Source organism: Providencia sp. 21OH12SH02B-Prov (genome assembly GCF_027362595.1).
GTDB lineage: Bacteria > Pseudomonadota > Gammaproteobacteria > Enterobacterales > Enterobacteriaceae > Providencia > Providencia zhejiangensis.
This window is the reverse complement of sequence record NZ_CP114796.1, coordinates 1,391,981-1,404,081: the sequence shown is the minus strand read 5'-3', so window position 1 is coordinate 1,404,081 and position 12,101 is coordinate 1,391,981. Positions and strand designations below refer to the sequence as shown.

The following is a 12,101-nucleotide window of genomic DNA, read 5'->3' as shown; positions in this document are numbered from 1 at the left end:
CTCTTATGCCAGACGTGGGTTAACTTTTTCTGGGTTGATGTTGTATTTTTTAATCGCTTCTTCAACGACGTTAACATCAATCTCACCACGTTTAGCCAATTCACCTAGCGCCGCAACGATTACATAAGATGTATCCACTTCAAAGTGGTGACGTAGGTTTTCACGGCTGTCAGAACGACCGAAACCATCAGTACCCAATACACGATAATCGCTTGCTGGGATGAAAGTACGAATCTGTTCTGCAAACAGTTTCATATAGTCAGTTGATGCAACAGCTGGCGCATCATTCATCACTTGAGCAACATAAGGTACACGTGGTGCTTCAGATGGGTGCAGCATATTCCAACGCTCACAATCTTGACCATCACGCGCCAACTCAGTGAACGAGGTTACGCTATAGATATCAGAACCGATACCGTATTCAGTCGACAGCACGTTAGCCGCTTCGCGAACATGGCGCATCATTGAACCAGAACCTAACAGCTGAACTTTACCTTTACTACCTTCAATTGAAGCCAGTTTATAGATACCTTTGCGGATACCTTCTTCAACACCTTCTGGCATCGCTGGCATATGATAGTTTTCATTCAGAGTCGTGATGTAATAGTACACGTTCTCTTGTTTCTCACCATACATACGCTCTAAACCGTCCTGCATAATGACTGCAACTTCATAAGCATAAGCAGGGTCATAAGAGATACAGTTAGGGATAGTCAGTGATTGAATATGGCTATGACCATCTTCGTGTTGTAAGCCTTCACCATTTAAAGTTGTACGGCCTGAAGTACCACCAATCAAGAAACCACGAGCTTGTTGGTCACCTGCTGCCCACAATAGGTCGCCGATACGTTGGAAACCAAACATGGAGTAGTAGATGTAGAATGGGATCATCGGCAGGTTATTCGTGCTGTAGGATGTTGCAGCCGCTAACCATGATGCACCTGCACCCAGTTCGTTAATCCCTTCTTGTAGGATCTGACCTTTAGAGTCTTCTTTATAGTAAGCCACTTGCTCACGATCCTGAGGCGTATACTGCTGACCTTTCGGGCTATAGATACCAATTTGACGGAACAGACCTTCCATACCGAAAGTCCGTGCTTCGTCAGCAATGATTGGGACTAAACGATCTTTGATAGAGTTGTTTTTCAACATCACGTTTAACGCACGAACAAATGCGATAGTGGTTGAAATTTCTTTTGATTGCTCTTCTAGCAATTGGCTGAAATCAGACAATGTAGGGATTTCTAATTTCTCATCAAAGTGAGTACGACGCGCTGGCAGATAACCGCCTAATGCTTGACGACGCTCATGCAGATATTTGTATTCTTCAGAATCTTTTTCAAACGTAACATATGGCAGTTTTTCGAGTTGATCATCAGCCACTGGCACGTTGAACTGATCACGGAAGTGACGAACGCCATCCATGTTCATTTTTTTCACTTGGTGAGCAATGTTTTTACCTTCTGCTGTTTCACCCATACCATAACCTTTAATGGTTTGAGCTAAAATAACAGTTGGTTTACCTTTAGTATCTGCTGCTTTTTTAAATGCGGCATAGACTTTCTTCGGATCATGACCACCACGGTTCAGAGCCCAAATCTCATCATCAGTCATGTCTTTAACTAATGCAGCTGTCTCTGGATAACGATTAAAGAAGTGCTCGCGAACGTATGCACCATCACGTGATTTAAAGGTCTGATAGTCACCATCAAGGGTTTCGTTCATCAATTGGACAAGTTTACCGCTAGTATCTTTACGTAGCAGTTCATCCCAACGATCACCCCACATAACCTTAATAACTTGCCAGCCAGCACCGCTAAAGATACCTTCTAGCTCATTAACAATTTTGCCGTTACCTGTTACAGGGCCATCTAAACGCTGCAAGTTACAGTTAATAACGAATACGAGGTTATCTAGCTTATCGCGAGTTGCGATAGTGATTGCACCTTTAGATTCTGGCTCATCCATCTCACCATCACCTAAGAATGCATAGACTCTTTGTGCAGAAGTATCTTTCAAACCGCGGTTATCAAGATATTTCAAGAATTTAGCTTGATAGATTGCGTTAATTGGACCAAGACCCATTGACACTGTTGGGAATTGCCAGAAATCAGGCATCAGTTTAGGGTGAGGATAAGAAGATAGACCTTTACCACCAATTTCTTGACGGAAATTGTTCATCTGCTCTTCAGTTAAGCGCCCTTCTAAGAATGCACGAGCGTAAATTCCTGGAGAAATATGACCTTGGAAGAAGACCAAATCCCCGCCATCATTATTGTTATGAGCGCGGAAGAAATGGTTAAAGCAAACTTCATATAAAGTCGCTGAAGACTGGTATGATGCCATATGGCCACCCAGTTCCAAATCTTTCTTAGAAGCACGCAGTACAGTCATCACTGCGTTCCAACGAATTGCGGAGCGAATACGGCGCTCCAAATCCATGTTACCAGGGTATGCAGGCTCGTCTTCAACAGCAATTGTGTTGATATAATCAGAACTACCAGATGCACCAGCAGCAATGTTTACACCGCCTTTACGCGCTTCGCTCAATACCTGTTCGATAATGAACTGAGCACGATCAACACCTTCTTCACGGATGACCGATTCAATCGCCTGTAGCCAGTCGCGAGTTTCAATCGGATCCACGTCATTTTTCAACATATCTGACATGGTGTATTCCTTATCTGTTATCTATTTTTTAATGTTTATGTGGAGCCTATCTTCGCGCTACTTTGCAGAAAATAGCGGGAAGATAGGCCCTGCTGTTGTTGCCGCTAGAACTCTCACAGAGAGTAGTCACAGTAATACAGACGCAGCAGTCAGTAATCTGCATTACTAATTTAATTCAGGATGTTGTTGCAACCGACGTAAAGAGCGTTCACGTCTTGTTTGTTCACGGCTAATATCCAAAAGTAACTCTTCAATAAATGCTAAATGACGATGAGAAGCTTCTCTTGCCTTCTCAGGTTCTCTTGCCATTATAGCGGAGAATATCTGAGCACGATGTTCACTAACTGCTTTATACATTTCTTTACGGGTATATAAAAACTCAAAGTTCTGACGAATATTCTGTTCCAACATCGGCACCATACAGCGTAATAAGTGCAGTATGACTACATTATGTGCTGCTTCTGTGACAATAAGTTGATATTGCAAAACCGCATTAGATTCCGCATCAATATCCCCACTTTGTTGAGCTTTTATGATCAATTCATAACTTTGTCGAATACGTTCTAAATCCTCATCAGTACCGCGTAATGCGGCATAATAAGCCGCTATACCTTCAAGGGCATGACGAGTTTCAAGAAGATCGAATTGAGATTCTGGATTACCGGTAAGGAGTTCGGTTAGTGGGTCACTAAAACTTTGCCACATTTGTTTTTGAACATACGTACCACCACCTTGACGGCGTGATAATAGCCCTTTGGCTTCGAGGGTTTGGATAGCTTCACGTACTGATGGCCGAGAAACGTCGAACTGTTTTGCCAGTTCACGCTCAGGAGGCAGCTTTTCGCCGGGGCGTAATGTCCCTTCGAAAATAAGATGCTCGAGGCGCTGCTCGATGACATCCGATAATTTTGGTTGGCGAATTTTACCGTAAGCCATAACCTGCCATGATCATTAGTGATTAATTATTGATTAGGTATCACTCAGTGTTAATTGGTAATACCAATTTCATTATGGATTAATAAAGTAACAAAGTATTCACTAACTGTCCATAAAGACCTTGCGCTAAATCATAAAATCCTGCAAATTTTAACAGATTTTTTTAAAATTTAGCATGTTTTGATAACCAATTCGCCTATCACAAACACGTCGATTTAACATTTCTATCGAATTTATATGCTTAAACAAAGAAGCTGAAACGATATAGTTACAGATATCTGGAATTTAAATTCATAAAAAATGAATATTCTCTTACTGCTCTCAATCAAAGCGATACGCGCAAGAAACATACATGAGTTGGAGTGAAGAATATCGCTAACTATTCATACTATTTGTTGTTTTATTCAATATAAGAGTTGTATGGATTCACTAAAATAGCAAAATTTAACCATACAAAAATCTACAAGCAACCCGATTACATCGTATTCAGACAAGAATGCAGCCCAAAGCGTAGCCGTGTCGTTATTTTAAGCTCTCTCCACACAGATAAGCCAAATGTCGTTTAACACCCTGAAATAAATATGTACTCTGCTTATAACTTGGTCAGTCGGTTAACCGGTTGGTTGATTGGTTGATTGGTTGATTGGTTGATTGGTTGATTACAATAGAAATAAAATCAACATCGTCAACGCATTTTGTCATGCTCAATGTTCCTTCCCTAGAAAGTCACTTCAGTGCACCAGTAAAACGATCAGTCGGCACCGTCTCTATTAAATAACGATATAGAAATCGAGGCTCACTCGATGACACCAAAGCCAGAAAATAAGGCACTTTCTCGCTTTGGTCATTCTCTTACCTAGCCATCAAGGTCGAGAGTTTTGCTGTATATACAGAAGGTTAAAACTCATAAATAGGTTAAATCTACTTCTATCTATCAGTGCTTACTTATTTTTCTTCCGCAAAACGCATCGATAGATCCATCGCTTTAATGTGTTTCGTGAGCGCACCGACAGAAATGAAATCAACGCCTGTTTCTGCAAACTCTTTGATCGTGTCTAATGTTACATCTCCTGACACTTCGAGGGCGGCTTTACCAGCCGTTAGCACCACGGCTTCTTTCATCATATTAACGGTAAAGTTATCGAGCATGATGATATCTGCATCTACTTTTAATGCTTGCAGTAATTCATCTAAATTTTCAACCTCAACTTCAATTGGCACTTCAGGATGAGCTTGTCGTGCCAACGTGACAGCTTTAGCTACTGAGCCAGCAGAAATAATATGGTTTTCTTTAATTAAATAAGCATCTGATAAACCAAGTCTATGGTTATATCCTCCTCCCATTAATACTGCATATTTTAAAGCGCTTCTTAGCCCTGGAATAGTTTTACGCGTATCTAAGAGTTTTGCTTTAGTGCCTTCAAGTTGTGCCACATATTGCGCGGTGACCGTGGAAACTGAAGACAACGTTTGAATAAAATTTAAGGCCGTTCTTTCACCAGTCAATAGGATGTGCGAAGGGCCTGACATTTCACAAAGTAGCTGGTTTGGAACCACTTTATCACCATCATTAACATGCCATGTGATATCGATTTGCCCACCAAGCTGCTTAAATACTTCCTCTAACCATTTTTGACCACAAAACACACCATCTTCTCTCGTGATAATACGAGCAGTTGCGCGGGCTGCTGGCTGTAACAATTGCCCCGTGATGTCTTGTCGAACATCTACAATTTGGCCAAGGTCTTCTTTTAATGCATGAGTGACCATAAAAGGAATATCAGTATTTAATTTTTCAAACAGTGCTTCACGTCTTTGATTTTCGTCATAACGCCTTGTCGCCATCAATAAACTCCAATACCTGTATTGTGCTATTCGCCATCTATCCTGTCACTTCAAGGCACATGGCATGTGTGATAAACCTATCTCTCGCTTAATAATCAACCAAATTACTTTAGCATCTTCTTCGCTTTAACAAAAAAAACACGTTATTGAATACAAACATACAACTCGAATTATTCTATGTATATGCTAATCTTTCTTCCTCACAGCGATGTTTGCAAATGAAGAATAGATAGAAAGGAATACTATGGCACTGGATATGAAAATACATAATGGTTGGTTGCAAAATGTGACCCATATCCCGTCACCACATCATGATGAACGACCAGAAAATGTGTCCCCTTCTCTTTTGGTGATCCACAACATTAGCCTCCCGCCAGGGCAGTTTGGGGGGTCTTATATCAACCAACTTTTTACTGGAACACTTAATCCAACAGAGCATCCCTTTTTCGACGAAATTAAACACCTTCGTGTTTCTGCTCATTGTTTAATTCGCCGAGATGGCGAAATTATTCAATATGTTCCTTTTCATCTACGAGCGTGGCACGCAGGACAATCGAGTTATCAAGGTAAAGAAAAGTGTAATGATTTTTCTATTGGTATTGAACTAGAAGGTACTGATTTTGAACCTTTTACTACTGCACAGTACGATTCATTAACCAAACTCACGTGTTCTCTTATCACGCTATACCCTGAAATCAAGAACCACATCACGGGACATAGCGATATCGCCCCCAATCGAAAGACAGATCCTGGACCTTATTTTGATTGGCAACGATTTAAAACACAGTTAGCCACACACTGTTAATAAACACTATTATGAATTAACATCTCGCGGCATCTTTTGCCGCTTTTATTTATCCACTGTTTTAATCGCACCATAGCGTTTTTCAAATTGGATCTATCACATATCTTGCTAATCTCGTTTAATCGCAATAAATAATAGAAATATATAATAAGGTTCCTATTATTTTTATAATCAACTTATCCTATTTATTCTTTATACATATTATAGCTATCATACTCGCTAATAAATAAAACATATTATTTTCCATTCAATCTGTATTTGCGAGGCTCCTCCCAAGAAAATGTAATATGTGTCATTTTCAATTTTTCATTTACATAGCCTTTCGCAAAATGAATTTTATTAAATTAAATAATCATCCCTTCCATTTTAAAGTATCCCCTCACCCAACAAGGAGGCTATATGAATCAAAAAGGATTTTCTTTAATTGAAATCATGGTCGTTATTGCAATAATTTCCATATTAAGTGCTATTGCTATCCCCGGTTATCAAGGTTATATGCAAAAGGCCGCCATAACCGATGTATTGCAAACTATTTTACCTTATAAGAATAATATAGAGATCTGTGCCTTTAATAGAGGAACACTCGCAGCCTGTAATGCAGGGAGTGAAAATATCCCCAACAATATAAAAGGAAAATATATAAAAAATATAGATGTAGCATCCGGAGTGATAAATTTCACTGCAGACAAAAATCTCGACAGTTTATCCGTCACATTAACACCAACAGTCCCGACTGATAGCTCCCCCTTTCAATGGCAAGTCATATGTGAAAGCAGCAATGATAATAAATTAAAAACGTTATGTGAAAATACATTTGTATTCTGAAAAATAGGATAAATTATGATGACCACCAGGGAACAGGATTTTATATTCAAAGAGCTTAAAAGTGTCTGTGACAAACATTATATTATTATTGTAGATTATAATAATAAACGACTGTCTATCGGTGTACCTAAAAAACCTCATGATAATGTTCTTGCGACTTTACGTTTTATTGCTGGTGTGCCTGTATGTTATGATATTTGGCCAAAAGAAAAAATTGACCACTACTTCAATAAAAAATATGCAGAGATTCAAGAACCAGAAACCGTATACCATAGCCAGGAAAAAGAACAATTAGCTATCACTTCTCCAGCCGTTGATTTTGCTGAAAATATGTTGAAAGCCGCAGTAAGAAAACGCGCTTCTGATATTCATATTGAACCGACAAAACAGGGGCTGAAAATCCGCCTACGCGTTGATGGTAAACTCTATTTTATTCCATCCCCACCATTAGAAATCAATAATGAAATTATTGCACGCATAAAAATACTAGCAAAATTAAATATTGCGGAAAAACGATTACCGCAAGATGGGCAAATGAATTGGTATTTTGATGGACACAACTACAGTATCCGTTTATCAACGATTCCAACGCTATATGGAGAAAAGTTGGTTCTACGAATACAGAATACTCAGCTAAAATATTCTATTGAACAAATTGGTATGAATAATCAGTTACTGGTCAGTTTAAAGAAAAAATTATTGCAGCCACAGGTGTTAATTCTCGTGACTGGGCCTACCGGTAGTGGAAAAACAGTCACACTCTACAGTTCATTAGAATATCTCAATCAATCTTCACGTAATATATCGACTATTGAAGACCCGATTGAAATCCCATTGTCAGGCATTAATCAAATACACGTTAATGATAAATATGGGCTAAGTTTTGCACATATATTACGCGCGTTACTTCGACAAGACCCAGATATTATTATGATCGGAGAAATTAGGGATGAGGAAACAGCCCAGATTGCAACCAGAGCTGCACAAACAGGGCACCTAGTATTATCAACTTTGCATACCAACTGCACGTTAAGTGCCATTGATAGAATGACTCAACTCGGGGTGAGTAAATCACAACTCAGTTCGTGTTTAAAAATGGTCATTGCACAAAGACTCGTACGTCGATTATGCCCTAACTGTAAAGTAAAACAGCCAAAGGTCGTGCAAATAAGTGAAAATATCTCAATTAAAGAATGGTCATCGGCTGGATGTGATCTCTGTTTTGCGGGTTTTATGGGAAGAACAGCAATCTATGAATATCTGGAACAAAATGCGCTTAGCCAAATTTTTCATTATGAAAAAAATCATACCAATCATTTTCAAACGCTTTTTCAAGATGGTTTAAATTTAATCGATAGCGGAGAAACAACGCTACAAGAGCTATATTCAGTCATCGGATATGGAGAGGAATTATAATGTTTATTTATTCCTATATCGCGTTATCTCATGAAAATAATCTTATTAAAGATACCATTATCTCTAGAAATAAAAAATCTGCATTTATTGAGTTACTCGAGTCTGAACACACGCCTATTCAAATCCGTTTTAGATCGTTATTCATTCTGAATAAGAGCAACATTCATTATCGCGTCCATTTTTTTTATCAATTAAATACGCTCCTCTCCTCTGGCATTAATTTATTGCAAAGCCTATATATTTTACAAAAAAATATAAAAGATCCATTGTGGAGAAAAATCATCGCATCAGCAATTTATGATTTAAAACGTGGGAATAATCTTTCCAATAATCTTGAGAAGCACCCAAACATATTCACTCCAACAATTATCAGTTTAGTAAAAGTAGCCGAAAAAACAGGAGATTATGAAAAAACCTTTAAAATTATCGCTACCATGCTAAAACACGATGCTGAAGCCCAAAAAAAGGTTATAAAGTCACTGAGATATCCGTTAATACTCGTGTTATTGTCAATTGTGTTAGTTTTTATTATGTTAATTTATGTACTACCTCAATTTGAAACTATTTATCATAGTTTTCAACATGAGTTACCAGCGATCACTAAATTAATGATAAGCATTTCTAATTTAATCACTCAGTATTTAGTTTATTTACTGCCGATTACCCTAATTTCCTTATCACTTATTTGGCGGTTTAATGCTTATTTTTCAATATTCATGGCGAGTTTACTGTTTTATATTCCCCCGATAAAAAAACTCATTGAAATAAATAATCTCAATATATTCTTTCTAACCTTATCCTCTACACTAGGCGCGGGACTGCCATTAACAGAATGTCTGAAATGCACAGCAGAGACGATCCATACACCAATCTATAAAAAAACTAGCTTATTGGTATATCAATCTGTGTTAAAAGGAGAATCATTGTCTAATGCCGTTAAACATAACTCTTTTTTCCCCGCAATAGTCTATCAATTGATTGCGGTGGCAGAAGAGTCAGGCCAACTACCTCACTTTTCACAATACTTATTTACTCATTTTTCAACTCAACATACCGCCCTCATGGAAAAATCACTCAAAAACTTAGAACCCATATTGCTCCTATTAATGGCCTTACTTGTTGGGAGCATAATGGTCGCAATGTACCTCCCTATATTTAATTTAGGAAATGTTATAACAACCATTTGATATAGTTAATTATAGGATAGCATTTTATCTATTTATGCTATAAAACTACCTACTGACGGTAAGTCCGGTAAGCTTACAGTGCGTATTATCTCCTGAGTGAAGACAAACAGGAGAAATCCGTGTAACCTATTATTTTTCAAAACAATGAATACGATTATGGCCTATATTGTTGCACTAACAGGAGGAATTGGTAGCGGAAAAACAACCGTTGCTAATCAATTTGCTAAGCTAGGGGTACCACTGGTCGATGCCGATATTATTGCTAGAAAGGTGGTAGAACCTAATTCGCCTGCTCTTGCAGCGATTAAAAACCGTTATGATGAAAACATTATTCAATCGGATGGTTCTCTCAATCGCCAGCATCTTAGGAAAATTATTTTTTCTAATGAATCTGAAAAACAATGGCTAAATGCCCTACTTCATCCCCTCATTCAGCAAGAGACACAAAGACAATTACAACAAATTACCAACCCTTATGTCATTTGGGTTGTTCCTTTATTATTTGAAAACAAGCTATCACACCTAGCGGATCGGGTTCTTGTCATTGATGTTACCCCTGAAGAACAAATTCAGCGCACAATGCAAAGAGATAATGTTAATCAAGAACATGTAGCTAATATTATGCAATCGCAAACTAGCAGAGAAAACCGCTTGTTACAAAGTGATGACATTATTACAAATCATGATGGTGAATCTGATATTGCTGAAAAGGTCGCTGCACTCCACGAAAAGTATATGACGCTAGCACAACAGAACAAATAGGAAATCAATATGAGTGAATCAAACACTGTAAACTTCGTCACTTACGAGTATCCATTGAATGAAAAAATTCGCTCATGGCTAAGGCTCGAAACACTGCTAAATCAAGTTTATGAACTTAGCCACATTACCTCCTATACATCCGGTATTGCTTTTTTCCGTTCCGTATCAGAATTAATAGAAATTCTTGATAGGGGCGAAGTGCGATCTGATATGATCAAAGAGCTTGAAAAGCAACGTAGACGTTTATCTGCTTGGTCCGATGCACCGAATGCAGACAATCAGCTTATTTCATCTCTACTTAACGACCTTGCAACTAAAGCCGCAAATATCACAACGGCACCTAGATTTGGTCAACAGCTAAGGAACGATAAAATCATTAGTATGGTTCGCCAACGATTAAGTATTCCCGGCGGATGCTGTAGTTTTGATCTCCCCACACTCCAATTGTGGTTACATATGCCGCAAGAACAGAAAGAGCAAGCTATTAGCGGTTGGCTTAAAAGCCTAGCCCCTTTGAAAGATACGTTAGATACAATCTTGAACCTTATTCGTCAAGCGGGCTCTTTTGAAATTAAAGAGTGTCACAATGGCTTTTATCAAGATAGTGTCGAAGATAAAGAGTTATTAAGGGTGAGGCTATCAAGCGATAAGCTGATTTTCCCTCAAATTTCAGGCCATAAAACACGATTTGCAATTCGTTTTCTTCACATTGACAGCGAAAATGGTATTGTACCCGCAATGATGACTTTTGAATTATCCTGCTGTTAATAAGGGGGAAGTAGTAAATGACGGAAAAAATTGAAGTTAATTGTCCAACATGCCAGAAAATTGTTATTTGGGGAGAAGAAAGCCCATTTAGGCCATTTTGCAGTAAGCGATGCCAACTTATCGATCTTGGTGAGTGGGCGGCTGAAGAAAAACGAATTGCCAGCCAAGGTGATATTTCTGACAGTGATAATTGGAGTGAACAACCTGAACATTAATAGCAACAAGCAAGATAGCTATTGCTGTTAATGACATGCCTTATATCCTGTTGTTAATAAATTAACGGGAATATAAGGCATTATGCGAATAACTCGCGCCATTTCACTTTAGCGTAAACCGCTTAATAAACGAAAGCTTACCTTACTTTTACTCACAGCCTGATTTTAATCACCCTCTTCTATCAGCACAGAAATGATGATTAATCCCCTCTTAACAGACGGTGAGTTCAGGGAAAATTATTTTAGCATATCAATAATAATACGATTCGCAGGTGGGAACTCACTAGCCACTAAATCTTTCTGATCGACCCAACGGCTTTTTTGTCCCTCTTTCCCATAAGGCTCATTTTCCCAACGAGAAACCATATAAAAGTAGAGAGTCACACGGCGTTCATCAAATTCATGCTCAACACAGTGAAAGAGCTCACATTCAGTGACAATTATCCCTACTTCCTCTTCTAACTCGCGAATTAACGCATCTTCAGGCTGTTCCCCGTCTTCTAATTTTCCGCCAGGGAATTCCCAAAAACCCGCCATATGAGTGCCGCTTGGGCGCTCAGTAATAAATATTTTGTGGTCATCATTACGGATGATGCCAGCGGCAATATACAGATGTTTTTTTTCCATAATTTCTTCGTTAAAAAGGCGGGTTACCCCGCCTTGTGTGATGTG

General features: G+C 38.6%; 11 protein-coding genes. 7 read left to right on the top strand and 4 right to left on the bottom strand.

Annotated elements, in window-relative coordinates; genetic code table 11:
* Positions 1-3: 3 nt before the first annotated feature.
* The 3 genes from aceE to nadC all read right to left on the bottom strand — a co-directional run bounded on the left by aceE (position 4) and on the right by nadC (position 5,451).
* On the bottom strand, positions 4-2,670 hold the full coding sequence (gene aceE / locus O7C57_RS06660; RefSeq protein ID WP_196713371.1) for a pyruvate dehydrogenase (acetyl-transferring), homodimeric type: 2,667 nt from the start codon (positions 2,668-2,670) through the stop codon (positions 4-6).
* Positions 2,671-2,835: 165 nt separating this feature from the next.
* On the bottom strand, positions 2,836-3,606 hold the full coding sequence (gene pdhR / locus O7C57_RS06655; RefSeq protein WP_154625096.1) for a pyruvate dehydrogenase complex transcriptional repressor PdhR: 771 nt from the start codon (positions 3,604-3,606) through the stop codon (positions 2,836-2,838).
* A 945-nt stretch (positions 3,607-4,551) separates the two neighbouring features.
* Positions 4,552-5,451 (bottom strand): carboxylating nicotinate-nucleotide diphosphorylase, encoded by a 900-nt coding sequence (nadC, locus tag O7C57_RS06650; protein ID WP_154625097.1) that lies wholly within the window; start codon positions 5,449-5,451, stop codon positions 4,552-4,554.
* 256 nt (positions 5,452-5,707) lie between these two features.
* Between nadC and ampD the strand changes: the two genes are divergently transcribed.
* The 7 genes from ampD (at position 5,708) to yacG (ending at position 11,429) form a co-directional block, all read left to right on the top strand.
* The gene (gene ampD, locus O7C57_RS06645) at positions 5,708-6,256 is read left to right on the top strand and encodes a 1,6-anhydro-N-acetylmuramyl-L-alanine amidase AmpD (protein WP_250000490.1); all 549 of its coding nucleotides are present in this window, start codon (positions 5,708-5,710) and stop codon (positions 6,254-6,256) included.
* Positions 6,257-6,655: 399 nt separating this feature from the next.
* A complete protein-coding gene (gene ppdD, locus O7C57_RS06640; RefSeq protein ID WP_154635759.1) occupies positions 6,656-7,081 on the top strand; it encodes a prepilin peptidase-dependent pilin in 426 nt (141 codons plus the stop codon).
* 15 nt (positions 7,082-7,096) lie between these two features.
* Complete coding sequence (locus O7C57_RS06635) at positions 7,097-8,497, top strand: ATPase, T2SS/T4P/T4SS family (RefSeq protein WP_269723794.1); 1,401 nt, start codon at positions 7,097-7,099, stop codon at positions 8,495-8,497.
* Positions 8,497-9,684 carry a type II secretion system F family protein gene (locus tag O7C57_RS06630; RefSeq protein WP_154635761.1) on the top strand — a complete coding sequence of 396 codons (1,188 nt, stop codon included), beginning with the start codon at positions 8,497-8,499 and terminating at the stop codon, positions 9,682-9,684. The genes O7C57_RS06635 and O7C57_RS06630 overlap by 1 nt, the downstream gene beginning before the upstream one ends.
* Positions 9,685-9,840: 156 nt before the next feature.
* A complete protein-coding gene (gene coaE / locus O7C57_RS06625; RefSeq protein WP_154622666.1) occupies positions 9,841-10,446 on the top strand; it encodes a dephospho-CoA kinase in 606 nt (201 codons plus the stop codon).
* 9 nt (positions 10,447-10,455) lie between these two features.
* Positions 10,456-11,214, top strand: coding sequence for a cell division protein ZapD (zapD, locus tag O7C57_RS06620; protein ID WP_154622667.1), 759 nt, complete (start codon positions 10,456-10,458; stop codon positions 11,212-11,214).
* Between the two features lie 17 nt (positions 11,215-11,231).
* Positions 11,232-11,429: a DNA gyrase inhibitor YacG gene (gene yacG, locus O7C57_RS06615; RefSeq protein WP_154622668.1), complete on the top strand. Its 198-nt coding sequence runs from the start codon at positions 11,232-11,234 to the stop codon at positions 11,427-11,429.
* A 237-nt stretch (positions 11,430-11,666) separates the two neighbouring features.
* Here yacG and mutT read toward each other — a convergent pair whose 3' ends face one another.
* Positions 11,667-12,056 carry an 8-oxo-dGTP diphosphatase MutT gene (mutT, locus tag O7C57_RS06610; protein ID WP_196713374.1) on the bottom strand — a complete coding sequence of 130 codons (390 nt, stop codon included), beginning with the start codon at positions 12,054-12,056 and terminating at the stop codon, positions 11,667-11,669.
* Positions 12,057-12,101: the final 45 nt, after the last annotated feature.

Bases quoted from the DNA above. Each gene is read 5' to 3' on its own strand.
- aceE (WP_196713371.1), bottom strand. From the start codon at position 2,670: ATGTCAGATATGTTGAAAAATGACGTGGATCCGATTGAAACTCGCGAC.
- pdhR (WP_154625096.1), bottom strand. From the start codon at position 3,606: ATGGCTTACGGTAAAATTCGCCAACCAAAATTATCGGATGTCATCGAG.
- nadC (WP_154625097.1), bottom strand. From the start codon at position 5,451: ATGGCGACAAGGCGTTATGACGAAAATCAAAGACGTGAAGCACTGTTT.
- ampD (WP_250000490.1), top strand. From the start codon at position 5,708: ATGAAAATACATAATGGTTGGTTGCAAAATGTGACCCATATCCCGTCA.
- ppdD (WP_154635759.1), top strand. From the start codon at position 6,656: ATGAATCAAAAAGGATTTTCTTTAATTGAAATCATGGTCGTTATTGCA.
- O7C57_RS06635 (WP_269723794.1), top strand. From the start codon at position 7,097: ATGATGACCACCAGGGAACAGGATTTTATATTCAAAGAGCTTAAAAGT.
- O7C57_RS06630 (WP_154635761.1), top strand. From the start codon at position 8,497: ATGTTTATTTATTCCTATATCGCGTTATCTCATGAAAATAATCTTATT.
- coaE (WP_154622666.1), top strand. From the start codon at position 9,841: ATGGCCTATATTGTTGCACTAACAGGAGGAATTGGTAGCGGAAAAACA.
- zapD (WP_154622667.1), top strand. From the start codon at position 10,456: ATGAGTGAATCAAACACTGTAAACTTCGTCACTTACGAGTATCCATTG.
- yacG (WP_154622668.1), top strand. From the start codon at position 11,232: ATGACGGAAAAAATTGAAGTTAATTGTCCAACATGCCAGAAAATTGTT.
- mutT (WP_196713374.1), bottom strand. From the start codon at position 12,056: ATGGAAAAAAAACATCTGTATATTGCCGCTGGCATCATCCGTAATGAT.